Below are 24947 nucleotides of genomic sequence, written 5' to 3'. Positions count from 1 at the left end.
AAGGATTAAGGGAACCCTCGACCGATCTCTTGTCGTACGGGATCCCGAGGTTTCGGGCTCGAAACATGAGAGCCCCCATCAGGAGACTCACACCCGCATCACATCGGCCTCTTTGTGGGCCACGATCTCATCGACCTCCTTGACGCGTTGATCGGTGTGCTCCTGCACCACCTTTTCCAGATGGCGCAGATCGTCCTGGGAGATCTCCTTGTTCTTCTCCTGCTTCTTGTACATCTCCATGGCCTCGCGTCGCACATTGCGCAAGGCCACCTTGGCCTGCTCGCCGGTTTTCTGGACCATTTTGACCAGATCCTTGCGCCGCTCTTCATTGAGTTCCGGCAGGGGCACGCGAATCAACACCCCGTCGTTGGAGGGGTTCAACCCCAGATCCGACTCCAGGATCCCCTTCTCGATCGCCTTGATGAGTTTCTTGTCCCAGGGCTGGATGGTGATCAGACGCGGTTCCGGCACATTGAGGGTGGCAACCTGATTCAACGGGGTATCCGAACCGTAGGCTTGCACCACGATCCGGTCCAGAAGGTTGGTCGAGGCTCGCCCAGTGCGCACGGCGGACAACTCCTCCTTGAGCGCCAGGATGGTCTTGGTCATGCGTTGATCCAGGGTTTGCATCACGGCGGGGTCGATCATCCGGCTCTCCCAGGCTTGTAAAATGAGGGTCTATCTAAACCGCACCCATTTGGGGATGCGTCGTTTCTCGCAAGGCTGCGTGCAAAATACGGGAGTCGTTTCCAAACTTAAGCATGATGGGGGAAGCCCCCACACCCCCAACCATGGACCGCCCTTACGGGAGTTCCACGGTAAAAAAACGGAAACAACTCCCGCGAAGGCTACGCGCGACACGTTTTTCGCAAAAGTCGCAAAAAACGCTTCTTTTGAAGCGCGCGCTAAAGTCAAAGGCAAAATCAAAACCCCGGGAGAGAAGTCTCCCAGATCCTCTCTTTTTTTTACCAATAAAAACCACACATCCCAAGCCGGGTGCGGTTTAAGAGGCTGTTTGGGATTCCATGCATGGCATCACCAAACCTGCACGCATCGAAACAATCGATTCGTGCTTCTCGGATTGCTACGCGATCGGGCGGACCATGAATGGCCCGCGTAGCTGTTTGGCCATTGCCAAACAGCCTCGCAAGGATATCGTCACGCCAAGAGTTCAAGACCGTTCGATGCCGCCAAAACCGATGGTGGTGCCTCTCGGCTCCCCGGAGAGGATCGCCGTCAGGCAGCCTCGTTCCAGAATGGAAAAAACACACAACGGAATGCGGTTGTCACGACAGAGCGTGATGGCGGTCAGATCCATCACCCCGAGCCCCAGACGCAACACCTCGTCGTAGGTCAGGGAGGTGAACCGTTTGGCATCGGGGTTCTTCTTGGGGTCGGAGTCGTAGACCCCATCCACCTTGGTGGCCTTGAGCAACAGATCCGCGTGGATCTCGGCGGCGCGCAGACTGGCCGCGGTATCGGTGGTGAAATAGGGATTGCCGGTGCCGGCGGCGAAGATCACCACCCGCCCCTCTTCGAGATGGCGCACCGCATCGCGTTGCACGAACGGCTCGGCGATCGGACTCATGGGAATGGCCGACAGCACCCGCGTCGGCACGCCGCACCCCTCGAGGACAGCCTGCACCCCCAGGGAGTTGATCACCGTGGCCAGCATGCCCATCTGATCGGCGCTGGAGCGCTCCATGCCGAGAGATGCGCCATACGCACCGCGGAAGATGTTGCCACCCCCGATCACCACCCCGACCTGAACCCCCAGCCCCCACACCTCACGGATCTCCTCGGCGAGGGCGCGCAGGAATGGCGGATCCAGGCTTTCGCCCTGGGATCCCATCAGAGCCTCGCCGGACAATTTCAGCAGGATGCGCCGCTTCGCCACGCCAGGGTCACTCCAAAATATCGATGTCGAATGGGTTCCTTGACGGACCGTCCGGGGGAACCAGGGTTGGGGGAGCCATCCCGATGTTCACCGTGGAACGCCTGCAAGGAAAAATCCACGGTCGCGGGGCAAGAGGATTCCCTCCCATCCCGCACGTTGGCCAAAACGGATGCGCGCGGGCCGGACCCGGGTCCGAACCCCGCGCGCATCGCATGTCAGAAGCGAGGCAGCGCCCCTTGGAGGCTGTTTGGTGATTCCATGAATGGAATCACCAAACCTGCACGCATCGAAACAATCGATTCGTGCTTTTCCAATTGCCGCGCAATTGGGCGGGCCATGAATGGCCCGCGTCGGCTGTTTGGCATTTGCCAAACGGCCTTGTTACTGACCGACCTGTTTGGCCACCTCGGCGGCGAAATCGTCGTCGCGCTTCTGCAAACCCTCGCCCATCATGAAACGGGCGAAGCCGGCCACGCGGATCGGCGCGCCCAGGCTCTTGGCCGCGGCATCCACCACCCCCTGCACGGTCTGCTCCGGATCCATCACGAACGGCTGCTCCACCAGACAGGTCTCGCCGTAGAACTTGGAGAGACGTCCCTGCACCATCTTCTCGATGATACTCTCCGGCTTGCCCGAGGCGCGCGCCTGATCGGCCAGCACATCGCGCTCCCGATCCAGATCCCCACCCGGCACCGCGTCCCGATTCAGGTACAACGGGGTCGAGGCGGCAACGTGCATGGCGATCTTCTTGCCGAGTTCGCGCAGGACATCCTGGTCGGCGGCGGCGGACTCCAGCGACACCAGCGTACCGATCTTGCCACCCATGTGCAGGTAACCGACCACCACCCCCTGGGCCGCTTCCAGACGGACCACGCGGCGCAGGTTCATGTTCTCGCCCACGCCGGCGATCAGCGCGGTCAACTCTTCGCCCACGCTGTGACCCGCTCCCGGATACGGCACGGCGGCCATGGCCTCGATATCGGCCACCTTCGCCTCGAGACCGGCCTGAACGGCGGTCTGGATGAAGTTCATGAACTTTTCGTTCTTGGCCGCGAAATCGGTCTCGGAGTTGACCTCCAGCAGCAGACCGTGATTTCCTTCGGAGGCCACCACCACCTTGCCCTCGGCGGCCACGCGGCCCGACTTCTTGGAGGCAGAGGAGATCCCCTTCTTGCGCAGCCAATCCACGGCGGCCTCGAGGTCGCCTTGGGTCTCGGTGAGCGCCTTTTTGCAATCCATCATGCCGGCTCCGGTTTTCTCGCGGAGTTCTTTCACCAAATTTGCACTGACAGCAGACATGTCACGAATTTCCTTTTCGGGTCAAATATCGGATTTATCTCAAGATTCAGTCGAAACCACGGTGTCGGCCACCGCTTCGTTCGAAACCGGCGCATCCTTGCGGGCGTCGAACATGGCCTCGGTCACCTCCGGGCGGCGCCCCTCGAGGATGGCATCGCCCATCTTGTTCAAAAAGAGCTTCAGGGAGCGGATGGCGTCGTCGTTGCCGGGGACCACCCAGTCGATGTGGTCCGGATCGCAGTTGGAATCGACCAGCGCCACCACAGGGATGTTGAGTTTGTTGGCCTCGGCCACCGCGATCGACTCCTTGTTGACATCGACGACGATGATCAGATCCGGCAGACGGCTCATCTCCTTGATGCCACCCAGGGAACGTTCCATCTTTTCGCGCTGGCGATCCAGATGCAGAACCTCCTTTTTCGGGAGATACTGCATGGAGCCGTCCTCGCGCATCTTCTCGATATCCTTCAGGCGGCGGATGGATTCCTGGATGGTTTTCCAGTTGGTGAGCGTGCCGCCCAGCCAACGGTGGTTGACATAGAACTGACCGGTCCGCTTGGCCTCCTCGGCCACCAGATCGACCACCTGGCGCTTGGTGCCCACGAACAGCACCACGCCGCCACCACCCGCCCGCTCGGTGACGAAACGACAGGCATCACGCAGCATGTAGATGGTTTTTTGCAGATTGATGATGTGAACGCCGTTGCGGGCCGAATGGATGTAGCGGCCCATTTTGGGATTCCAGCGCTTGGTCTGGTGACCGAAGTGGAAGCCCGCGTCCAGGAGTTCACGAATCGAAAACGTTGCCATGATGGTTCTTTGTCCTCTTTGTTCGGTTTAAGGTTCGGCTTGATCCTCCGCGACAACCGGTTGGCAAGGAGATCCACACCCCCATCTTTCGTGGGGAGCCGGGACCGCCGGCAGGGTCGCGTGTGAAATGGGAAACAGGTTGAAACCCGCACAGTGTACCCGCTCTGACTCACGGATTGCAAGCGAAACAGACCGATCGACCGGAATTCTTCCTCATCCGACAGCCAGGACCACCGGATTCAAGTTTTTCGTTTCGACAGGCCCGCCATTTTGCTATGCTGATCGCTCACCAACCAAACCCTGACATTCACGGCCAACCGCATGACCCTTTCTCGAACCGGAGGTCTCTGCCCGTGCCCGCACCGACCAGATGGATCTCATGGGTTGTGGCAACCCTCATGCTCGGATCCACCTCCACCGTTCATGCCGCCCCCCTGCGCGTCAGCGGCACCGGCGCGGCGATCTCCACGGTCCGACAACTCGCCGAAATCCACCAGAAGGCGCATCCGGAACTCGAACTGCGTTTCATCACCCCCCCCATGGGCAGCAGCGGCTCCATCCAGGCCGTGACCAGCGATCAACTCGACCTGGCCCTCACCGGTCGCCCCCTCAAGAAGGAGGAGGCGGACACGGGACTCGTCCAGACATGGATCGGTCGTTCCCCCTTTGCCTTCGTGGTCCAGCGCGACGCCCCCCTCTCCGACATCACCCTCGATCAGGCCGCCAACCTCTACGCCGGACGCCAAACCACCTGGCCAGACGGTTCAAGGGCGCGCATCATCCTGCGCCCGATCCACGATGCGGATACCACGCTGTTGCAATCCCTCTCCCCGAAGCTGCGCGAGGCACTCAAAACCGCCCACGAACACCGCCAACCCGGCTCGGCCCTGGCCGATACCGATCTGGATCTCGCGGACATGGTGGAGAAGGTTCCGGGCGCCCTGGGCAGCGTGGCCATGACCCTGATCCTGGCCGAAAAACGCCCCCTGAAGGGATTGCGCCTGGATGGCGTGGAACCCACCGTCGCCGCCCTGGAGCAAAACCGCTCCGTCCCCTTCAAACCCCTCTATTTCGTCGCGCGCCAGGAGTCCATGCCACACCTCGCGGGTTTCATCGCGTTTCTCGCCTCCAACGCCGGACGGTCGCGCATGCAAGCCCTGGGACTCTCCGCCACGCAACCCGCGCCGTGAACCTTAACGTGAACCCGCACGCCACGCCCCTGCTGAGTTTCACCACCCGCACCACCGGTCTCGTGGCGGTCGTCGCCATCCTCCTGCCCCTCGTCATCCACCTCTTCGTGGCCTGGGACAGCCTCGACAAACATCTCACCACCGAACTGCGCATCCACACCCTGTTTCTCAATAAATTCATCAGCAACCAACCCACCGGGTGGAGCGTCGCCGGCATTCGCATGCAGGCGATGCTCGAAGACATCCACCAACCCGGCACCTCGGTGCGGGTGGTGCATGTCTCGCCCAAACGGGAACTCGAAGTCAGCGCCTTCGAGGAGTCGCTCCCGTGGCCTCGCCTGACCCGCGCCGGCACGCTGTATGACTTCGGCGATCCGGTGGGGCGGGTCGAGGTCACCCTCTCCCTGCGACCTCTGCTGCTCCCCCTCCTTTTCACCCTGCTGGGCGGTCTGGGTCTGGCCTGGCTGGTTTTCTTCCCTCTGCGCTATCTCACCTTGAGAATCGTTCAACAATCCATCTCCACGCTGGTCGAGGCCAAAAACATCGCCGAGAAGGCCAACCGCACCAAATCGGATTTCTTCGCCAACATGAGCCACGAAATCCGCACCCCCATGAACGCCATCATCGGGCTGACCGAGCTGGCACTCAAAGGGGAGATCCCGCTCAGAACCAAAGACTATCTGAATAAAATCAACACTTCATCCCAATCACTGCTCCGCATCATCAACGATCTTCTCGATTTCGCCAAAATCGACTCAGGCCATCTCCATCTGGAGATCATCCCTTTTCAAATGCGCGGCATTTTCGACCGGATCACCGATCTGTTCCGTCTGCAGGCCGCCGAAAAGGGAGTGGCCCTGATCCTCTCCGTGGCCGGAGAGTGTCGCGCCACCCTCCTGGGGGATCCGTTGCGCATCGAACAGATCCTGATGAATCTGGTCGGCAACGCCATCAAGTTCACCCCCTCCGGCGGAACGGTGGAGCTGGGGGTGGAACGGCACGCAACCAATTCCGATTCCCGCGTCGAACTGCGCTTCTTCGTGCGGGATACCGGCATCGGCATCCCCGAGGCGTTGTCCGCCCATCTGTTTCAACCCTTTGTCCAGGCTGACCTCTCCACCACCCGCAGACATGGGGGTACCGGACTCGGACTGACCATCTGCAAACGGCTCGTGGAGTTGATGGAGGGGCGCATCTGGCTGGAGAGCACGCCTGGACAAGGGAGCACCTTTTCATTTACCGTCACCCTGGGCACCATCGATCCCCATCCGTCGTCGGATCCCCTGCCGCCACCCGCGGAGATTCAGGGCATGCGCGTGCTCCTGATAGGCGCAGACAACCCGCAACGACAGGCGGTCGAGGCGATGCTGCGACTGTTCTCGTTTCACGTGGAACCCGCCAAGGATGGCCAGCAGGCCATGGAGATCGCCCGCATGGCGACGCCAACCGACCAGCCGATCCGTCTGGCGGTGATCGACGTGCCGCGCGCCGGAGAGGATGGACACGAGACGTTGCGACGGCTGCGCGCCTGCCAGGGGTTGCGGGAGTCGGATTGCAAGACCCTGCGTCTGATTCCACCGCAACCGGATGGCATCCACCACCGCGCCAGCCGACCGGACCAGGATGCCGTGCTGGAAAAACCGCTCAACTGCTCACATCTTTACGATGCCATCCTGCAACTGTGCGGCAAGAAGGCGATCCTCCCCGACTCACGCCAACAGGCCGGACCGGGCCTTCCCGAACTCCGGGCCAGACTGACCGGCGCCAGGATCCTGCTGGTCGAGGACAATGCCATCAACCGCCAGGTGGCCGAGGAGAATCTGCGTCATGTCGGCATCCTGGTCGATGTGGCGGAAAACGGGTGCGAGGCGGTCCAAAAGGTGGTCGATGCCCCTTATGATCTGGTGCTCATGGATATCCAGATGCCGGAGATGGATGGCCACGCGGCCACGCGGGTGATCCGCTCGGATGGCCGGTTCGCCGACCTGCCGATCCTGGCCATGACCGCCCACGCCATGGAAACCGATCGCGAGGCGAGCCTGGCGTCCGGCATGAACGGTCACATCACCAAGCCGATCAGTGACATCGAACTGTTCGACACTTTGTTGCGTTGGATCCGCCCCCGCGAGGGGATCGGCGGGGCGCCGTCCGAGCCATCGGACGCGCGGCCCGAGTCCGTTACCAGCCCGTCCCAGGATGGACTCCCCGGCATCAATCTCGAGGAGGCGTTGCAGCGGGTGAATGGCAATCATCGCCTGTTGATCAACCTCCTCGCCGAGTTCCGACGCGACCACGCGGAAACGCCCGGTCTGCTCGCCCCCCTGCTGACCACCCCTCTGCCGGAGGATCTGGCCAAGGCGTCCACGATGATCCACGCGATCAAGGGAATTGCCGGCAATCTGGCCGCGCGCGGGGTGCATGCCGCAGCAATGGCGTTGGAGATTTCGATCAGGAATCGGGGGCGGTCGCAGTGGCCGGAGTTGGTGTCGCGTCTGGAGCGGGAGATGGCCGCTCTGGTGACGGCGATCGATCGGATGACCCGCGAAGCCCCCCGGCCCCTCAAGCCTTACGATGAAACTTCCGGGCCCGACCCGGAGCGCTGTCGGGCCCTTCTGGAGACCTTGCGCCAGGAGATTCTCGACCACGGGTTCCAGGCACTCGAGATCGCCGAGCGGTTGCGTCCCTTCGTGGGCCAGGGAGAGGCGCTCGATCCGCTCCAGAAAATGGTGCTTGCCCTGGACAGCATCGATTTCGTGGAGGCGGAACGGCTCTGGGAGCCTCTGGCCCGCGCCTTGGGATGCGCGGAGGATCCAACGTAATCACGTTCGCAACGCCGCCACCATGCACCATCAACCATCCGGATCATAAGACATGGAACCCCTCGCGATTCTCGCTGTCGGCATGGGGGCCGCCTGTGGCGCCTGGTTGCGCTGGTGGCTCGGCATGCTCCTCAATCCGCTCTTCCCCACCGTGCCCCTCGGCACCCTGACCGCCAACCTCCTGGGCGGCTACCTGATCGGGATGGCCATCGCCCTCTTTTCCCACCACTCCGGCCTGCCGCCGGAGGCACGCCTGTTCGTGATCACCGGTTTTCTGGGTGGATTGACCACCTTTTCCACCTTCTCCGCCGAGGTGGTGGGGTTGTTGATGCACCAGGAGTATGGCTGGGCCGCGGCCACGGCGGGGGGGCACCTGCTGGGATCCCTCACCATGACCGCGCTCGGCATCTGGACCTTCAAGCTTCTGACAACCTGAACCCACGGGAACCGCGCCATGCAAGGCTTCACCCTTCTCATTTTCGTACGCGAGAATCAGCGCCATCATGGCATTCTCATCCATGAATGGCTTCTGGAGCAGGCCCGGGAATGCGGATTGCCGGGCGGATCCGCGTTCCGCTCCATCGCCGGATTCGGACGACACGGAATCCTGCATGAAGAGTCATTCTTCGAACTGGCGGGGGATCAACCGGTGGCGGTGCTGTTCATGGCCGACGAGCACAGGCTGGAGGCCTTTCTCGAACGGATCCGGCAGGAAAACCTCTCTCTGTTCCACGTCAAACTTCCGGTGGAGTTCGGGATTCTGGGCAAGTCGTGACGGCACGCCAAACGCCAGAATGAAAAACCGCGCACTCCGCGAAGGTCATCTGCGCGCGGAGGCCGGCATCGCACTGGCCCCCAACGGCAATCCAGTCGCGCGCCTCAGCGGCAATCCAATGCGCTTCAGCGGCAATCCAATGCGCTTCAGCGGCAATCCAGTCGCGCGCGACGTTTTCACCCAGGCAAGAGAGGCGCACGCCCTGAAAAGCGCTCCGTCAGGAGGCGTTCTCGACCTGCTCGAGAATCGCGGCGGCGATCTTGTTGGGCTGGAACTTCGGAATGAAGGCATTGGCCCCCATCTGCTCCGCCTTTTCCTGATTCGAGCGGTTGCTCAACGAACTGTGCAAGGCCAGATAGATGTTGGCCAGTTTGGGGATCTGCCGCACCTTGCGGGTGAAGGTGAAACCATCCATCACCGGCATCTCGATGTCGGAGAAGATGATGTTGTACGGGATCTCTCCGGACTCCACGCACCGCTCCAATTCGGCCAACGCCTTGTCCGCGCTGTCGAACATCGTGTGGCGCAGACCCAGCTGGTTGAACGCCGAGGCCATGAGTTGCCGGGCGGCGGTGGAGTCATCCACGGCCAGAACATGAAAATTTTCGATCCGGAGCTTCTTGGCGCGTTGCGCGAGATCCTGGGATATGACATCCTCGATCCCGATGATGTCTCCAAGTATTTTTTCGACATCCAAAATCTGAACGGTTCGATCGTTATCATAGGTGATCGCGGTGAGATAACTTCCGCCGTAGAGCGATCCGTCGGGACGAATCACATCGTTCCAACTCTTCTGGATCAGTCGATCCGGTTCGCTGACCAGGAATCCCTGGATGGAGGTGCTGTATTCGCACACCAGGACGTAGCTCAGATTGGTCAGATAGGCAACCGGTTCGAGTCCCAACGCCTCGGAGAGGTCGAGCAGATTGATGGCATGTCCACGAAAATCGATGGTACCCTTGATGGCCGGGTGCGATTGGGGAATACGGGTGATGGTTTTGGGGCACTCGATGATCTCGATGATCTTGAAGACATTCAGGCCATAGAGTTGGCCATCGGTCAAGACAAAGGTCAACATTTCCATCTCGTTGCTGAAGGCGAGATTGGCGCGTTTGTTGACATCGGCCATGAAATTGTCGTCCGGCTTGCTGACTCTCATTGCGGCAGTCCTTATAACGAAAAGAGAGGGATCATCGATGAAAGCGCTAGCTTACCATGAAACTCCCGAAGGGAGGTCCACGGTACGGGGGGTGAGGGGGATCTCCCCCCATCATGCAAGTTACAGCATACACGCTTTTGGAATGAAATACCGGTTTTTTCTGCGTGCGTTCACAAAGTTTTTGCTGATCGGATGTTTGTTCATCCCCGCGTCCGCGCGCACCGAGACCTGGCAAGGCCAGGTGATCCGGGTGACGGATGGGGACTCGCTGGTGGTGGATCGGGGCGATGGTCGCAAGATCAAGGTGCGGGTGGCCGAGATCGACGCCCCGGAGCACGGACAGCCCTTTGCCGACGTGGCGCGCCGCCATGCGGAACAGTTGGTCGGCAAGCGGATGGTGCAAATCCATGAAAAGGAGCGGGACCGCTACGACCGGGTTGTGGGCTGGGTGAGGGGCGACGGTCTGGAGGATTTCGGCAAGGAGATGGTACGGGTCGGCCTGGCCTGGCGCCATATCCGTTATGGCAAGAACCCGGAGCTGACCCGCCTGGAGAAAGAGGCCCGACAACGCAGAATCGGCCTCTGGTCCGAACCCCATCCCACCCCGCCCTGGGAGTGGAAAAGGAGCCATCCCCACCCGGAGCGGGAGTGACCCGCATGCATCCCACACCCAACCCGCCACGCGATCCCGCCAGCATGCTGGATCTGGCCCAACCCCGCGACCGACTCTTCAAGATCCTCCTCTCCCATCCGAAGACCGTGGACCCTCTGCTGCGCGAACGTCTGCCATCCGTGATCGCGGACCGCCTGACGGATGATCCGCCGGAGATCGTCGCAGGCCCATCGTTTTGTAGCTCATGACCACCTTCCACCTGTTGCCGGAAAAGAAGGTGCATGCGTTTATTGAATGGGTCAATCCCGAGGAGGACCACGACAGGCTGTCCATTGATGTGCGGGAACTGTTGGCGGAAGGCGAGGCACGCGGAATCAGCAAGGGGGAGTGCAACATCCTGCTGCGACGGTTCCAAAAGAAATTCGGGCATCCCCCGGCCTGGGTCAAGGCCAGGTTGGACGAGGCGGATCACGCCTCCCTGGAGATCTGAAGCGAACGGCTTCTCGATGCCCGCTCGCCCGAAGAGATCTTCGCCCCGCCCGGTTCCGCCTCCAGACCGCATGGACCCCGAATCGAAACCTGCCCCGGTCCGAAAGCGGCATCCTCCCCGTGACGCGCGACGGCCTGGATCCGAGCCGGGCGGGATTCTCACTGCCAACGCCAGAAGGACGCGCGACGGCCTGGATCCGAGCCGGGCGGGATTCTCACTGCCAACGCCAAGCGGAATCGCCGCCGGGAAGGGCGTTCCTGGAAGCCTCGCCCAGCGGCAGGGCGCCCATTGCCGCGCCGGCGACCTTCTTGGAGAAGCGGGTCAGCACGTCCTCCTCGATGGTGAAATCCACCAACCGTTCGTTGCGGATCAACTGCCGACTGATGAACGACACCGAACCCAAACCATCCACCAGGCCGAGTTTCACCGCCTCCTCGCCGGTCCAGATCAACCCCTGGAACAACTCCTCGCGACCCGCCTTCAGACGGTCCCCGCGCCCGACCTCGACCGCCTTGATGAACTGCTCGTGGATGCGGTTGAGCAGATTCTGCACATGCTGCTTCTGGTTCGGCTCCACCGGCGTGAACGGATCGAGCAGCGCCTTGTGCTTCCCGGCAGTCAGCAAACGGCTCTCCATGCCCAATTTCTCCAAGGTCTGCTGAAAGCCGAACCCCTGCATGATCACGCCGATCGACCCCACCAGGGTCGCCTTGTCGGCATAGATCTTCGGGGCGGCGGAAGCCACCCAATAACCTCCCGAGGCGCACAGATCCTCAAGCGCGGCATAGACCGGCATCTCGGCGTGCTGTTTCTGCAAACGCAGGAACTCATCGTAGATCCGACCCGCCTGCACCGGCGTGCCGCCCGGACTGTTGATGCGCAGGATCACCGCTTCGGTATCCGGATGTTCGAATGCCTCGCGCAACCCCTTGATGATGTTGTCCGCGGATCCCGGAAGTTCATCGACGATCATGCCGCGCAGATGGACCACCGCTACATGCTTGCGTTTGGCCGACAACCCATCCAGATGCGGGATCTCCTTGCCCGGATGGCTCATCCACAACAACGCCATCAGGTAGGCGGCGATGAAAAAACGAAACCAGTTGCGTCCCCGGCGGGTTCTCTTCTGTTCGTTGAGATTGGCCAGCAGCAGCCGTTCCAACACCTCGCGTTCGCGGGCGCGGTTGGCTTCCAGTTGACGCATCCAGCCCCCGCCCGCATGCTCTTCCGACGGGAAGACCTGGGGTGGATCCTCGGCAAAACTCGGTTCGTTCTTGTCCATGGTCGCTCGAGCGGCGCACTCGACCGCGGACCCCCGTGAAGGGATCCACGATCGAAGAGAAAGGGGGCTCACCCTTGGCTAAAGGTTGATCAGGCTTGCAGCAGGAGTTCGGGCCGCATGCGGATTTCGGTCACCTCCTTGAGGTCACTCACATGAAACCGCATCGCGTACACCTTGCAGGCCCGACAGATATCCGCCGACTGGAAGCATTGGCTCTCCTTGTTGCTCCAGCAGGGATTGTTGTTATCCCTGAGGGAGGGACAGGAGTTCCGGGAGGCGTATTGACACTTGGTCACGTCCCAGCAGGGGATCAGCGTCATCAGCGAACGGATGCCGGCGATGCTGATGCTCGACTTGATCATGCGCCGGATCTCGACGAGCCAGGCGATGTCATCCTCGTTGAACAGGCGCGTGCCGGCCCGGTTCTTGTGGGAGATGAACAACCGCTCCCGTTCGTACATGTGAATGGTGCGAATCGAAATTCCCAATCGCTTGGCCACCACGCCGATCTTGACCATGCCCGCGGTTTCCATGCTCTCCGCGGGCATGAAATTCGTGCTCAAATTCATGTCGTTCCCCCCCCCTTTTTTTTGTTCAGTTTCAGCCTGTCGATCACACAACGCCCGGGAACAGGTTGAAAAAGGCCCGTTTCCCGGCATAACGCGCCGCCGAGCCCAGGGACTCCTCGATGCGCAACAGTTGATTGTATTTGGCGATGCGGTCCGAACGGTTGAGCGAACCGGTCTTGATCTGTCCGGCATTCACGGCCACCGCCAGATCGGCGATGGTCACATCCTCGGTCTCGCCCGAGCGATGCGAAATCACCGACGGATACCCGGATTGACGGGCCAGTTCCACGGCATCCAGGGTTTCGGTGAGGGTGCCGATTTGATTCACCTTGACCAGGATGGCATTGGCGATGCCATTGCGCACCCCCTCGGCGAGAATCGCCGGATTGGTGACGAAGAGATCATCCCCCACCAGTTGCACCTTGTCGCCCAGAGCCTGGGTGAGCAGACGCCATCCTTCCCAATCCCCCTCGGCGCAGCCATCCTCGATGGAGAGGATCGGATAGCGCGCACAGAGTTCCTGATAATAGGCGATCAACGCCTCGCGGCTCATCACCCGGCCCTCGCCCTTGAGGTCGTAGCGACCGGTATCGGCCACGAAGAACTCGGACGAAGCGCAATCCAACCCGAGATGGATATCCTCGCCCGGCGCGTAGCCGGCGTTTTCGATCGCCTGAAGGATCACCTGGAGCGCCTCTTCGTTGGAGGCCAGATTCGGAGCGAAGCCCCCCTCGTCGCCGACGGCGGTGTTGAGTCCCCGTTTGGAGAGCACCTTCTTGAGTTGATGGAACACCTCGGCGCCCATGCGGACCGCCTCGGCCATCGAGGCGGCGGACACCGGCAGGATCATGAACTCCTGAATATCGACGTTGTTGTCGGCATGGGCGCCGCCATTCAGGATATTCATCATCGGCGTGGGCAGCAGATGGGCATTGACCCCGCCCAGATAGCGGAACAGGGGTTGACCGCAGGCCAGGGCGCCGGCCTTGGCGGCGGCGAGCGACACGCCGAGGATGGCGTTGGCGCCCAGGGCGGATTTATCCGCGGTGCCGTCCAGGGCGATCATGCGGGCATCCAGGGCGCGCTGACCGAAGAGGTCCATGCCGCGAATCGCCGGGGCGATGGATTGGTTGACCGCAGTGACCGCCTTCTTCACCCCCTTGCCCAGATAGCGTTTGGCATCGCCGTCGCGCAACTCCAGGGCCTCGCGGGCGCCGGTCGAGGCTCCGGAGGGGACCGCGGCCCGTCCGATGAGGCCGATGGAGGTGGTCACCTCCACCTCGACGGTGGGATTGCCGCGCGAATCGAGGATCTCACGGGCATGAACATGAGAAATGCTGATGGACATCTTTATGAACGCTCCTTCCAGATCAGATCCGGCTTGCGGGCCGCCAGGGTGGCGTCGAGACGCCCAACCCCGCCGCCCGGCACCGGGATGGCATGAGGTGCCGAGGTCACACGACGCGCATCGTTCTCCGCCTCCTGACGGATGGCGATCAGCGCGTCCACGAAATGATCCAGGGTCTCCCTGGTTTCGGTCTCCGTGGGTTCGATCAGGAGACACTCCGGGACCAGAGAGGGGAAATACATGGTCGGCGCGTGGATGCCGAACTCCAGCAGACGTTTGGAGACATCCAGGGCGGTGATGCCGAGCCGTTTCCGTTCCGGCTCGAGCGACAGGATGAACTCATGGGTGGCGCGTCGATCGGGATAGGCGACGGTGAATCCCTCGGCCATGAGCCGTGCCATGAGATAGTTGGCATTCAGGGTGGCAAACGCCGACACCCGCCGCACCCCCTCGGCCCCGAGCATGCGCAGGTAGATGTGGGCGCGCAGCAGAATGCCGATGTTGCCCGCGAAGCCGGCCAGGCGACCGATGCTCTCCGGCAGGTCGGCCTCGGTTTGCCAGGAGAACCACTCGCGCCCCTTGTCGTCGAGGCTTTTTTTCACCACCGGAACCGGCAGGTAGGGGGCGAGACGTTCCGAGACCGCCACCGGTCCCGCGCCCGGACCACCGCCGCCGTGGGGAGTGGCAAAGGTTTTGTGGACGTTGAAATGTACCGCGTCGAACCCCATGTCGCCGGGACGGACCCGTCCCGCCACGGCGTTGAGGTTGGCGCCATCGTAGTAGAGCAGCCCGCCGGCCTCGTGCACGATCGCCGCGATCTCCCCGACCCGGCGCTCGAACACTCCGAGCGTGGAGGGGTTGGTCAGCATCAGTCCGGCGGTATGGGGGCCGACCGCGGCGCGCAGGGCTTCGATATCCACATCGCCCGCGGCGGTGGTGGGAATCTCGCGCACCGACAGGCCGCACATGGCGGCAGTGGCCGGATTGGTGCCGTGCGCGGCGTCGGGCACCAGCATCTCGCGCCGCGCCTCGTCGCCACGGGCGCGGTGATAGGCGCGGATCATCGCGACACCGGCGAATTCGCCATGGGCGCCGGCCATGGGCACCAGCGACACCGCGCGCATGCCGGCGATCTCGCCGAGCATCTCCTGCAACTCATGCAGGCAGCGCAACACCCCCTGCCCGCTCTCCACCGGTGCCAACGGATGGCGATTCAGGAAACCCGGCAGCGAGGCGAGCACATGGCAGGCGCGCGGGTTGTATTTCATGGTGCAGGAACCGAGCGGATAGAAATGGGTATCCACCGAGTAGTTCAACTGCGACAACCGGGTATAGTGGCGCACCACCTGGAGTTCCGAGACGCGCGGCAAGGGGGGTGGCGCGACGCGCAGGAAACGCTCCGGCAGATCCGATCCCCCTTCCGGAAGTTCCGGGATGTGTTGGATGTTGCGCCGCTCCGGTCGCGAAGCATCGAAGATGGTCTGGTTCATCATCCCTCCTTGACATTGAGCACCCAGGACAGGGTGTCGGCATAACGGTCCAGATCGGCCTCGGTACGGGTCTCCGTGGCGCACACCAGAATGGTCTGATCCAACTCCGGATAGCTCTCGCCCAAACGGTAACCGCCGTTGATACCCAGACGGGCCAGACGGGCCAGGGCCGGGGCGATCGGCTTGGGCAGTCGCAGCACCGTCTCGTGGAAGAACGGTCCCTGGAACACGCGGGTCACGCCGGGGATGGTGGTGAGTTTCTCCACCAGGGCTCGGGTCCGGGCATGACAGGTGGCGGCGGTGCGCGCCAGGCCATCGGGTCCGAGCAGGGAGAGATGGATCGAGGCGGCGACGGTCATCAACCCCTGGTTGGTGCAGATGTTGGAGGTGGCCTTGGCGCGACGGATGTGTTGTTCACGGGCCTGCAGGGTAAGGATGTAGCCGGTGCGACCTTCCGGATCGGTGGTCTTGCCGACGATGCGACCCGGCATCTGCCGGATCAGCGCCTGTTTGCAGCACAAAAATCCGAAGTACGGTCCGCCCGAGGAGAGGGGAATGCCCAACGGTTGTCCATCCCCACAGGCGATGTCCGCGCCCGAGTCGCCCCACTGACCCGGCGGTTTGAGGAGTCCGAGGGCCACAGGATTGACCTGACCCACGACGATCGCCCCTTCGTGCCGGGCCCAGTCGGTGAGGGTATCGACCTCCTCGAGCATGCCGAAGAAATTGGGTTGCGGAATGACCAGCGCGGCCACCTTCTGACCGTGGAAGCGGTTGAGCGCCTTGAGCGAGACGCGCCCTTCGACCGGATCAAAGGGGATCTCCACCACCTCCAGATCCAGATCCCGCGTCATGGCGCGCACCACGGCGCGGTGATGGGGATGGACGGTCTCGGGCAACAGAATCTTTCCGCCCTGGTTGGTGGTGGCACGGGCGGCCATGAGCACCGCCTCGGCCAAACTGGTGGCCCCGTCGTACATCGAGGCATTGCCCGCGTCCATGCCGGTCAGACCGGCCATCATGGTCTGAAACTCGTAGAGCAGTCGCAAGGTGCCCTGACTGGCCTCGGCCTGATAGGGGGTGTAGGCGGTCATGAACTCGCCGCGTCCGGCGATCTCCCACACCGCGGCAGGGATGTGGTGTTCGTAGGCGCCGGCGCCGATGAAACACAGGCCCGACCCGTCGCCTTCGGCCCGTTCGCGCAGCAGTCGCCCGACCGCCATCTCGCCGAGCGCGGGGGGAAGTTCCAGGGGTGGAGCGCGCAGTTCGGACGGGATTTCCTCGAACAGGGTCTCCAGGTGCGCGACGCCGATGGCCCCGAGCATCGCCTCGACATCGCTGGGAGTATGGGGAATGAATGGCATTTTTTTATTTTAAATTCAATGAGTTGGATAGAAAGATGACATTTTGAACGATCACCCGACTGTCGCAGTATGGCAGATTATCGCGTCCGATGGAACGCATTGTGATGCGTTCTGGACGCATTCAGGTCATTTTTCATGCGCCACGGAAACGAATACGACGGATTCAGGAAGGGACCGGCAGATCCAGGCCATCCGGCATTCGGAGACAGCCTGACAAAAATGCCCGGTCTGAATGGTTTCAGACCGGGCAGGACAGCACACCGCAAGAACAAACCCGGGGAGGGTCGGTGACCAAGGGTTGGGCAGTCGAACCAAGGTCACTTGCCTGAGGGGGCGAGCGATCAGGGCATTTTGGCTCCAAAGACTCCAAAAGTTTCGGAGTTGATCAGAAAATGGACCCAGATGCTGGCTGCATAACCCAAGGCAATGACAGGCGTCCATTTCAGATGGCTGCCAAAGGTATACACACCACGCGCCTGCCCCATGAGCGCGACACCGGCGGCGGAACCGATGGACAAAAGACTGCCACCCACACCAGCGGTCAAGGTGACCAGCAACCACTGTCCCAGCGACATGCCGGGTTCCATGCTCAACACGGCGAACATCACCGGGATGTTGTCCACAACGGCGGAGAGCAGGCCGATCATGACATTGGCCGGCGTATGTCCCCACCCTTCATAAAGGATCTGGGAGACGTTGGCCAGATAGCCGATCACCCCCAGTCCTCCCACGCAGAGAATGACCCCATAGAAGAACATCAGAGTATCCCATTCGGCGCGACTGATGCTGCGGAAGATATCGAACGGATCTTCCGGGAGTGCATCGTCTTCGGACCTGGTTGACGCATGGCCGTTCTTGTGACTCGATTTTTTCAGATGGTAGCCGAACACCATCAGGTATCCGAGTCCGGTCATCATGCCGGCCATGGGCGGCAGATGCAGGAAATTGTGAAAGGACACCGCGGTCACGATCGTCAGCAGAAACAGCAGAATCATCCGTTTCGCGCCCGGCTTCATCGTGATGACCTCACGGCTGGCAGCCGGTTTGCCCTTGGGAACATAAAAACTCATGATGGCGGCAGGCACGAACCAGTTGACGACCGAGGGGATGAACAGCAAGAAGAAGGTCCAGAACTCCACGATCCCCTTCTGCCAGACCATCAAGGTGGTGATGTCGCCAAACGGACTGAACGCACCGCCGGCATTGGCCGCCACCACGATGCTGATGCAGGAGAGGGAGACGAAAACCGGGGCGCTTCTGCCCACGGCCAGCACCACGGCACACATCAGCAGGGCGGTGGTCAAATTGTCCGCCACCGGGGAGATGAAGAAGGCCAGCACGCCGGTCAACCAGAAGAGCTGGGTATACGAGAACCCGGACCGCACCAGCCAGGAGCGCAAGGCCTCGAAAACGCGCCGCTCCTCCAAGGCGTTGATGTAGGTCATGGCGACCAGCAAGAACAGGCAGAGTTCTGCGAATTCGAGGATATTGTGGCGGATGGCCACCTCGGCGACGGCAGGCGATCCCGCCTCTTTATAGGCTACCGCGATGAAAATCCAGATGACGCCCGCAGCCAGGATCACCGGTTTCGATTTGCGCAGATGGGTCACCTCTTCGGCCATGACCAGCGCATAGGCACCGACGAACAGCAGCAGAGAGGTGATCCCGACCCAGTGTCCGGTCAGATCGATCTTGTCAGCCGTGACGACACCTCCAGCCCATGACGCATCGGGAAGCAGCCATGTGGCGCACATAGCAAGCAGCATGGCGAACAGCATCTTGTTTGTCTTGTTTCTCTGATTTTCCGGCAACATGGCACGCTCCATTCCTGAATCAGGATTCCTGCGAGAATCAAAGCCTCCGAAGGTTCTCGTCTTCTGCGAGCCCTTCGCTCCCTCCCTTGCCCTGGCGGGCAACGGAGGGGGCACACAAGTACAACGCGTTTGCGCGATTTTTCGCGGATTTGCTTGATGGGGGGACCCCCTCACCCCCGCGACCGACCCGCGCACGCCCGGCCTTTCTCGGCGTGATGGGCGGCCCCCCCTCACCCCCGCGACCGCCCCCCTTCGGGAGTCCCACGGTCCATGGACAAGGTTCAATGATGGGCATGCATGGCCGTGGATTCGGATGGCAGCGGCAGACTTGACTCGACCTCCACCTCACGGATCGTCTGACGCGACGCCTTGATCACCTTGAAACGCACCTCTCCGTGGGTCAACACGGCCCCCTCCGCGGGAATATCCTGGAAATGGTCGAGCAGAAAACCGCCCAGGCTCTCGTAATGTCCATCCGGCAGTTCGATCCCCAACTCATCCCTCAAAGCCACGAGGCGGATGCGGGGATTGACGCGCCAGCGACCCGGTTCCATCTGTTGCCACCAGGTGGTCGTCTTTTCGCCAACATCGTATTCGTCGCGCATGTCTCCGACCACGCGCTCCAGAATGTCTTCCAGGCTGACCATCCCCTCGCACCCGCCGAACTCATCGACGATGATCGCCAACCGGTCGCCATCCTTCTGGAAGGCGGTGAGCAGATCCTCGATGCTCTTGGCCCCCGGAACGTAGCGGATCTGCTTGAGATGGGGCAGAATCGGCTGGGCATCCGGCAGATCCAGCAAGTCGATCACATTGACATACCCGATCACGTTGTCCACCCGTCCCGCGTGTACCGGCAACAACAGGTGGGCGTGTTTGGCCGCCATCTGCCGGGCCTGTCCACACGAGGCATTGCGTTCCAACGCCTGCAATTCGATCAGTGGAACCATGATGTCGCGCGCATGGGTCTCCCCGAAATTGAACAGCCGCCGGATCATGTTCTTTTCGATGGGGAGAATGTCGGTCTCCTGAACCCGCATCTGCAACACCTGATCGATCTCTTCGCGCAGCGAGAACAGATCCTGCTTGTTCCTTCCGCCAAGCAGTTTGTTGATTCCCTTGAACAACAAGGAAAAAATAACGATCAGCGGAAAGAACAGATAGGAGGATGCCTTGAGTACGTAAATGATCCGCGGAGCCAGATAGTCGGCGCGTTGCTGAAAAATGCTCTTGGGAACGATTTCGCCAAAAACCCAGATCAGCGGCGCGGAGATCATGATCCCGATCCAGGCGTGCTCCGATCCGAAGACCTCGATGGCAAACAGCGTGGAAAGCGATGAATTGCTGACGATCGCGACATTGATGCCGACCAGCGTGGTCGTGAGCAGATGTTCGGGTTTGCGCAGCATCTCCATGGCCAGTTGGGCCCCATGGGATCCCTTGGCCGCCATGTGACGCAGTTTCAGTCTGTCGGCACTGACCACGGCGATTTCGGAACCGGCATAAAAGGCTTCCACCATCAAACACAAGACGATCAGGGGGAGCGTCATCCAGGCTTCCATGGTTATCCCTCCTGCTTGTTGGATTGGGTGGATTGAACGGAAACCGTGACCACTTCGCCTTCTATGACGGACATCTCCTTCTCCTGTTCCGGATCCCGGGTGGATACAATCATTTTGGGTTGCGCATTCAGGTTGACCGTGGCCGATGGCGGGGCGGTCGGATCGGATTGACGGACCCGCAGAGAGGCGATCCGGTTGTTGTCCATCTCCAGAACGGTGAACTCCCATCCCATGATCGACACCCTGCTCCCCTTTTCCGGCAACTCACCCAGGGTATCCAGCACCAATCCGCCGACGGTCTCCGCATCGTTCGCCTCCAGAGTGCAACCGGTCAGCCGCACGAACTCCTCGATCGGCATGACACCGGGCAGGGAGTAGTGACCATTGACCATGGAATGGCTCGGGAGAAGCGCACTTTGTGGCACCAGTTTGCCGTGCAGGGGACCAAAAATGATCTCCATCAGGTTGTGCATGGTCACCATGCCCACCAGACCGCCAAACTCATCCACCACCATGGCCAGGGAGTGGTTCTTTTCCATGAAGGATTGAAACAGCGAGGAGGCCAGTCGGTTGGCGGCCACGAAATAGGGTTTGCGCAAAAGGGTCATCGGATTGGTGTTTTTCTTGTCCCCATCCACCGACATGGCGAGCATATCACGGATGTGCAGGATCCCGACCACATCATCCCGGTGTCCTTCATACACAGGAATGCGGGTATAACCGGTTTGCTTGAAAGCCTTGAGCACTTCGTGCGCGGGCGTGTTCCGGGTCAGAAAAAAGATCTTGGCCCGCGGAATCATCACATCCCGCACGCGTATGTTGCCGAAGTTGAAGATGTTGTCGATGTAGGTCCGCTCCGTGTCATCGATCACCCCGTCCATGCTGGCCTGCTCGGCCAGGGTGCGCACCATCTCCTCGGTGACCGTAGCCCGTTTCTCCTTCTGCTCACCGATGGCCAAGGTGATGAAATAGTTCGAGATCCATCCAACCACCCGGCGCAAGGGCGTGATGCTTCGACGAAAGAGGGTCAACGGCTGACTGACCAACCCGGCAAAAAAGATGCTGTTGCGCACCGCCAGGGTCTTGGGGGTGATCTCCCCGAACAAGAGCAGAATAGGCAGCATGACGAGAATGTTGACCCACCAGTTCTCTTCACTGCCCATCAGGGTAATGAGCAGCGTGGCCGAGATGTTGGAGGCCGCCACGTTCACCAACTCGTTCCCGATGAGGATGGTGGTGATCAGGGCGCGCGGATCCTTGAGCAGATCGAGGATGGTCTGCATCTGCGGATGTTTTTCCCGCGCCATTTGATCCAACTGCATGGGATTGAGGGAGAACAGTGCGACCTCGCTGCCAGAGAAGAAGGCCGAACAGGCCAGCAAGAAAACGAAGAGAAGCAGTTGTATGATGACGGTCAGATCGATGAGTGACAAGATCTCCATGATGACTCCTTGGTTGTCAAAATCCATTCATTTGATAATCTTAAACCCACAAGCCGCCAGAACGTGAATTGGTCGGCATGGAGCGGGTTGGACAGATTCTTTGGGCGGTCGGGGCCATGACGACTCTCCGCTTTGTCCCGGCGAATGCGTGCGTGATCATGGACGGATGGGAACCCGAGGGGGTGGAGGGTATGAGGGCATCAGATGCCACGATTCGCTCCACAAAAAGCGGCGTTCTTTTCAGGTCGCGGCATGGCATCCGGATTGGCGGACCATCCATGCAACCGCATGCAGGATGCGAAGTCGCTCAACACAGGAGACTCGTGAAAGGCGAACCGACGAACCCCATGACAAGACCAAGCCGAATACGCTGACCACGAAAACTCGAATGCGCTTGCGGGCCCTGGAATGACGTGGTTGGGACCGGCATCATGAAAATGCAGTTCCTTCATGGTTGTTCTCGCTGGCGAGTGCCATCCTGAGGTAAACTTGCACCCTGTGAAGAAGCCCCTCATGCCTCCCCAAACCTGCAACACCCGCAGGGTCGATTCACAGGTTCAACCATGTTAACCCATGAAGCTGAATTGAAGTTGAACGGGTCGCGCATTGATTCAGAAATTGTGAAGAAGGTTAAGTTTGAATTCAGTTTCGAAGGGTAGGATTTGAATCGGACCTGAAACGGAACCCCCTCCGGACTTGCACGCTGGCGTGCCATGACGAAAACGCCGGAGGCTTTCACCCATCATGCACACGTTTGACAGGGCAAACAACGATGCGCATCCTGATCATTGAAGACGACCCGACCCTGGCCCAGCATCTGAAACGCAAGTGCGAGTCCGCCGGATTCTCGGTGGACATCACCAGCCATGGCCTGGAAGGCGAGGCCATGGCCAATCAGTTGGCCTACCACGCGGTGATCCTCGACCTGGGTCTGCCCGATCATCCGGGTCTGACGATCCTGAAAAACTGGCGTCGCGGACGCAATCCGGTCCCGGTGATCGTGCTCACCGCGCGCAACAGTTGGCAGGAACGGGTGGTGGGAATCGAGGCCGGCGCGGATGACTATCTGGGCAAACCGTTTCATGTCGAGGAGTTGCTGGCCAGACTCCGCGCCCTGATCCTGCGCTGCCATGCCCGTTTCCAGGGACAATTGAGCGCCGGAGGCTACACCCTGGAAGAGGAGCGTCAAGGGGTGATCAAACCGGATGGCGACCGGGTGCAGTTGACCTCCATGGAGTTCCGTCTGCTGAGGGTTTTCATGCTCTCACCGGGCCGCATCCACTCCAAGGAGTCGCTGATCGATGTTCTGTACGACTTCGACAAGATCATGGATCACAACGTCATCGAGGTCTATGTCAACCATCTGCGCAAGAAACTGGGCCGGGATATCATCCGCACCCTGCGGTGGCAGGGCTATCAGTTCATGCCGGGAACCTGACGGATGAACTGGCGCCGCTCGATCAAAAGCCGACTGCTCGTCACCCTGGTGGTGAGCCTGATCGGGATGTTCTTCCTGTTGTGGTGGGTGGTGAGCACCGCCTTGCGGGAGTTGACCGCCAACTACCTGGAAGACCGCATGGAACTGGAGATCGCCAGCATCCTCGCCGAACTGGCCGTGAATGACCAGGATCTGATCAGCCTGGACGGCAAGCACGTCGATGCGCTGTTCCACTTCTCGTTTTCCGGCTATTACTACCAGATCACCCTCCAGGGCGAGGGTGAAACACAACAGCTCCGTTCCCGCTCCCTGGAACAGTTCACCCTGGACATCCCCGCCGTTCCGGTGGGTCACCAGATCCGCTTTTTCGCCAAGGGTCCGAAAAACGAAAACCTGCTCACCCTGGTGAAAAACATCCCGTTGCGGGAACGACAGCTCACCCTGGCCGTGGCCGAGGATCTGACCCCGATCGAGGAGGATCTGGAGCGGTTCCTGTGGCTCTACTCGATCATCTCCATCGTCTTTTTGCTGCTGCTGACCGTGATCCACGTGGTGGCGGTCTATCGGGCCATGTCCCCCTTCGCCAGGATCCATCAGGACGTGATGCAGCTGGAAATGGGGCAGATCGGAAAACTGAGCGAGGATGTTCCGGTCGAAATGAAAAAAGTGGTTGGGCAGATCAACCACCTGCTGTCGCTCATGGAGCAACGCCTGATCCGATCCCGCGGCACCATCACCAACCTGGCCCATGCCATGAAATCCCCCCTGGCCACCCTGTTCCAGATCGTCCACCACCCGGACCTCGGCAACGACGCCCACCTGCGTGGCGAAATCGAGGAGCGGCTGAATCTCCTCTCCAACCTCATCGATCGGGAGTTGCGACGCGCCCGGCTCTCCGATTTCCCCCTGGAGGGGATGTTTTTCTATCCCGAACAGTCCCTGGGTCTGCTGGCGCGCACCTTGAAGAACATCAATTTCCAGAAAAACATCGAGGTAGACTTGTCGATCCCCTCCGGGATCGCCCTGCCCTTCGACCAGGAGGACATGATGGAGTTGTTCGGCAATCTGCTCGACAACGCCTTCAAGTGGGCATCCAACCGGATTCGCGTCGGGATCGAAACCCGGGTAGGCGAGGTCTGTTTCGTGGTGGAAGACGATGGTCCGGGCGTGAGTCCCGAGGAGGCCGATCACCTGGCGGTGCGTGGCGTGCGTCTGGACGAGTCACGCTCCGGTCATGGGCTGGGGCTCTCCCTGGTGCGAGAGACGGTGGACCATTATGCGGGAACCATGCGGTTCATGCCCTCCCCGGAGCTGGGAGGTTTTCGAATCGAGATCCTTCTGCCGGTCAAGCCGGAGCATGCCAATCTGTCGGCGGCGGACGCGAACAGACCACGCGCCCTGTGAACCCCGGCCTCGCGGAATCTCGCCGGAGAGGCGTGGCGACATGATCGGCTCGCACCACGGGATCGCCCCCGCCCGCCAGCTCCGATTCAGTTCCCCGCCCCGGCCCGCCAGCTCCGATTCAGCCCCGGCCCGCCAGCTCCGATTCAGTTCCCCGCCCCGGCCCGCCAGCTCCGATTCAGCCC

General features: G+C 61.0%; 22 protein-coding genes. 9 read left to right on the top strand and 13 right to left on the bottom strand.

Features of this window, described 5'->3' with window-relative positions; genetic code table 11:
- Nucleotides 1-87: 87 nt before the first annotated feature.
- From frr to rpsB, 4 genes are all read right to left on the bottom strand, one after another.
- Nucleotides 88-645 (bottom strand): ribosome recycling factor, encoded by a 558-nt coding sequence (gene frr / locus ACV4UY_RS08395; RefSeq protein WP_491607168.1) that lies wholly within the window; start codon nucleotides 643-645, stop codon nucleotides 88-90.
- Nucleotides 646-1171: 526 nt separating this feature from the next.
- Nucleotides 1172-1897: a UMP kinase gene (pyrH, locus tag ACV4UY_RS08390; RefSeq protein ID WP_491607152.1), complete on the bottom strand. Its 726-nt coding sequence runs from the start codon at nucleotides 1895-1897 to the stop codon at nucleotides 1172-1174.
- 381 nt (nucleotides 1898-2278) lie between these two features.
- Nucleotides 2279-3196, bottom strand: a complete 918-nt coding sequence (gene tsf, locus ACV4UY_RS08385) for a translation elongation factor Ts (protein ID WP_491607151.1) — start codon at nucleotides 3194-3196, stop codon at nucleotides 2279-2281.
- A 39-nt stretch (nucleotides 3197-3235) separates the two neighbouring features.
- Nucleotides 3236-4006, bottom strand: coding sequence for a 30S ribosomal protein S2 (rpsB, locus tag ACV4UY_RS08380; RefSeq protein WP_491607150.1), 771 nt, complete (start codon nucleotides 4004-4006; stop codon nucleotides 3236-3238).
- A 398-nt stretch (nucleotides 4007-4404) separates the two neighbouring features.
- Here rpsB and ACV4UY_RS08375 point away from each other — a divergent pair, with 398 nt between their 5' ends.
- From ACV4UY_RS08375 to ACV4UY_RS08360, 4 genes are read left to right on the top strand one after another with little or no spacing between them, the layout of a single operon-like run.
- Nucleotides 4405-5196: a PstS family phosphate ABC transporter substrate-binding protein gene (locus ACV4UY_RS08375; RefSeq protein WP_491607149.1), complete on the top strand. Its 792-nt coding sequence runs from the start codon at nucleotides 4405-4407 to the stop codon at nucleotides 5194-5196.
- Nucleotides 5197-5204: 8 nt separating this feature from the next.
- A complete protein-coding gene (locus ACV4UY_RS08370; protein ID WP_491607148.1) occupies nucleotides 5205-8015 on the top strand; it encodes a hybrid sensor histidine kinase/response regulator in 2811 nt (936 codons plus the stop codon).
- 52 nt (nucleotides 8016-8067) lie between these two features.
- Entirely contained in the window at nucleotides 8068-8451 is a 384-nt protein-coding gene (gene crcB / locus ACV4UY_RS08365) for a fluoride efflux transporter CrcB (protein WP_491607147.1), read from the top strand.
- Between the two features lie 18 nt (nucleotides 8452-8469).
- Nucleotides 8470-8790 (top strand): DUF190 domain-containing protein, encoded by a 321-nt coding sequence (locus tag ACV4UY_RS08360; RefSeq protein ID WP_491607146.1) that lies wholly within the window; start codon nucleotides 8470-8472, stop codon nucleotides 8788-8790.
- A 217-nt stretch (nucleotides 8791-9007) separates the two neighbouring features.
- Here ACV4UY_RS08360 and ACV4UY_RS08355 read toward each other — a convergent pair whose 3' ends face one another.
- Nucleotides 9008-9949: a chemotaxis protein CheV gene (locus ACV4UY_RS08355; protein WP_491607145.1), complete on the bottom strand. Its 942-nt coding sequence runs from the start codon at nucleotides 9947-9949 to the stop codon at nucleotides 9008-9010.
- 196 nt (nucleotides 9950-10145) lie between these two features.
- On the opposite strand from ACV4UY_RS08355, the gene ACV4UY_RS08350 reads away from it, so the two are divergent.
- The 3 genes from ACV4UY_RS08350 to ACV4UY_RS08340 are packed head-to-tail and all read left to right on the top strand — an operon-like array spanning nucleotide 10146 to nucleotide 11052.
- Complete coding sequence (locus ACV4UY_RS08350) at nucleotides 10146-10601, top strand: thermonuclease family protein (protein ID WP_491607144.1); 456 nt, start codon at nucleotides 10146-10148, stop codon at nucleotides 10599-10601.
- Between the two features lie 5 nt (nucleotides 10602-10606).
- Nucleotides 10607-10810 carry a hypothetical protein gene (locus tag ACV4UY_RS08345; RefSeq protein WP_491607143.1) on the top strand — a complete coding sequence of 68 codons (204 nt, stop codon included), beginning with the start codon at nucleotides 10607-10609 and terminating at the stop codon, nucleotides 10808-10810.
- Complete coding sequence (locus tag ACV4UY_RS08340) at nucleotides 10807-11052, top strand: hypothetical protein (protein ID WP_491607142.1); 246 nt, start codon at nucleotides 10807-10809, stop codon at nucleotides 11050-11052. The genes ACV4UY_RS08345 and ACV4UY_RS08340 overlap by 4 nt, the downstream gene beginning before the upstream one ends.
- Before the next feature lie 214 nt (nucleotides 11053-11266).
- Here ACV4UY_RS08340 and sppA read toward each other — a convergent pair whose 3' ends face one another.
- The 8 genes from sppA to ACV4UY_RS08300 form a co-directional block, all read right to left on the bottom strand.
- Nucleotides 11267-12334: a signal peptide peptidase SppA gene (sppA, locus tag ACV4UY_RS08335; RefSeq protein WP_491607141.1), complete on the bottom strand. Its 1068-nt coding sequence runs from the start codon at nucleotides 12332-12334 to the stop codon at nucleotides 11267-11269.
- Between the two features lie 89 nt (nucleotides 12335-12423).
- A complete protein-coding gene (locus ACV4UY_RS08330; protein WP_491607140.1) occupies nucleotides 12424-12903 on the bottom strand; it encodes a MerR family transcriptional regulator in 480 nt (159 codons plus the stop codon).
- A gap of 43 nt (nucleotides 12904-12946) precedes the next feature.
- Nucleotides 12947-14251, bottom strand: a complete 1305-nt coding sequence (gene eno / locus ACV4UY_RS08325; protein ID WP_491607139.1) for a phosphopyruvate hydratase — start codon at nucleotides 14249-14251, stop codon at nucleotides 12947-12949.
- A 2-nt stretch (nucleotides 14252-14253) separates the two neighbouring features.
- Complete coding sequence (gcvPB, locus tag ACV4UY_RS08320; protein ID WP_491607138.1) at nucleotides 14254-15741, bottom strand: aminomethyl-transferring glycine dehydrogenase subunit GcvPB; 1488 nt, start codon at nucleotides 15739-15741, stop codon at nucleotides 14254-14256.
- The gene (gene gcvPA, locus ACV4UY_RS08315) at nucleotides 15741-17105 is read right to left on the bottom strand and encodes an aminomethyl-transferring glycine dehydrogenase subunit GcvPA (RefSeq protein ID WP_491607137.1); all 1365 of its coding nucleotides are present in this window, start codon (nucleotides 17103-17105) and stop codon (nucleotides 15741-15743) included. The genes gcvPB and gcvPA overlap by 1 nt, the downstream gene beginning before the upstream one ends.
- Nucleotides 17106-17446: 341 nt before the next feature.
- Entirely contained in the window at nucleotides 17447-18859 is a 1413-nt protein-coding gene (gene nhaD, locus ACV4UY_RS08310; RefSeq protein WP_491607167.1) for a sodium:proton antiporter NhaD, read from the bottom strand.
- Between the two features lie 341 nt (nucleotides 18860-19200).
- Nucleotides 19201-20481, bottom strand: coding sequence for a hemolysin family protein (locus ACV4UY_RS08305; RefSeq protein ID WP_491607136.1), 1281 nt, complete (start codon nucleotides 20479-20481; stop codon nucleotides 19201-19203).
- A 2-nt stretch (nucleotides 20482-20483) separates the two neighbouring features.
- A complete protein-coding gene (locus tag ACV4UY_RS08300; protein WP_491607135.1) occupies nucleotides 20484-21923 on the bottom strand; it encodes a hemolysin family protein in 1440 nt (479 codons plus the stop codon).
- 772 nt (nucleotides 21924-22695) lie between these two features.
- Here ACV4UY_RS08300 and ACV4UY_RS08295 point away from each other — a divergent pair.
- Complete coding sequence (locus ACV4UY_RS08295) at nucleotides 22696-23361, top strand: response regulator transcription factor (protein WP_491607134.1); 666 nt, start codon at nucleotides 22696-22698, stop codon at nucleotides 23359-23361.
- Between the two features lie 3 nt (nucleotides 23362-23364).
- Nucleotides 23365-24765 (top strand): ATP-binding protein, encoded by a 1401-nt coding sequence (locus tag ACV4UY_RS08290; RefSeq protein ID WP_491607133.1) that lies wholly within the window; start codon nucleotides 23365-23367, stop codon nucleotides 24763-24765.
- Nucleotides 24766-24947: the final 182 nt, after the last annotated feature.

The organism is Candidatus Magnetaquiglobus sp., from assembly GCF_058402785.1.
Note: the sequence above shows the minus strand (reverse complement) of the source record. Positions and strands in the feature narration are given on the sequence as shown.

What these genes read in the sequence shown, in the direction of transcription:
- tsf (WP_491607151.1), bottom strand. Translation starts at nt 3,196, where the DNA reads ATGTCTGCTGTCAGTGCAAATTTGGTGAAAGAACTCCGCGAGAAAACC.
- rpsB (WP_491607150.1), bottom strand. Translation starts at nt 4,006, where the DNA reads ATGGCAACGTTTTCGATTCGTGAACTCCTGGACGCGGGCTTCCACTTC.
- ACV4UY_RS08375 (WP_491607149.1), top strand. Translation starts at nt 4,405, where the DNA reads ATGCTCGGATCCACCTCCACCGTTCATGCCGCCCCCCTGCGCGTCAGC.
- crcB (WP_491607147.1), top strand. Translation starts at nt 8,068, where the DNA reads ATGGAACCCCTCGCGATTCTCGCTGTCGGCATGGGGGCCGCCTGTGGC.
- ACV4UY_RS08360 (WP_491607146.1), top strand. Translation starts at nt 8,470, where the DNA reads ATGCAAGGCTTCACCCTTCTCATTTTCGTACGCGAGAATCAGCGCCAT.
- ACV4UY_RS08355 (WP_491607145.1), bottom strand. Translation starts at nt 9,949, where the DNA reads ATGAGAGTCAGCAAGCCGGACGACAATTTCATGGCCGATGTCAACAAA.
- ACV4UY_RS08345 (WP_491607143.1), top strand. Translation starts at nt 10,607, where the DNA reads ATGCATCCCACACCCAACCCGCCACGCGATCCCGCCAGCATGCTGGAT.
- ACV4UY_RS08340 (WP_491607142.1), top strand. Translation starts at nt 10,807, where the DNA reads ATGACCACCTTCCACCTGTTGCCGGAAAAGAAGGTGCATGCGTTTATT.
- sppA (WP_491607141.1), bottom strand. Translation starts at nt 12,334, where the DNA reads ATGGACAAGAACGAACCGAGTTTTGCCGAGGATCCACCCCAGGTCTTC.
- ACV4UY_RS08330 (WP_491607140.1), bottom strand. Translation starts at nt 12,903, where the DNA reads ATGAATTTGAGCACGAATTTCATGCCCGCGGAGAGCATGGAAACCGCG.
- eno (WP_491607139.1), bottom strand. Translation starts at nt 14,251, where the DNA reads ATGTCCATCAGCATTTCTCATGTTCATGCCCGTGAGATCCTCGATTCG.
- gcvPB (WP_491607138.1), bottom strand. Translation starts at nt 15,741, where the DNA reads ATGAACCAGACCATCTTCGATGCTTCGCGACCGGAGCGGCGCAACATC.
- gcvPA (WP_491607137.1), bottom strand. Translation starts at nt 17,105, where the DNA reads ATGCCATTCATTCCCCATACTCCCAGCGATGTCGAGGCGATGCTCGGG.
- nhaD (WP_491607167.1), bottom strand. Translation starts at nt 18,859, where the DNA reads ATGTGCGCCACATGGCTGCTTCCCGATGCGTCATGGGCTGGAGGTGTC.
- ACV4UY_RS08305 (WP_491607136.1), bottom strand. Translation starts at nt 20,481, where the DNA reads ATGGAAGCCTGGATGACGCTCCCCCTGATCGTCTTGTGTTTGATGGTG.
- ACV4UY_RS08300 (WP_491607135.1), bottom strand. Translation starts at nt 21,923, where the DNA reads ATGGAGATCTTGTCACTCATCGATCTGACCGTCATCATACAACTGCTT.
- ACV4UY_RS08295 (WP_491607134.1), top strand. Translation starts at nt 22,696, where the DNA reads ATGCGCATCCTGATCATTGAAGACGACCCGACCCTGGCCCAGCATCTG.
- ACV4UY_RS08290 (WP_491607133.1), top strand. Translation starts at nt 23,365, where the DNA reads ATGAACTGGCGCCGCTCGATCAAAAGCCGACTGCTCGTCACCCTGGTG.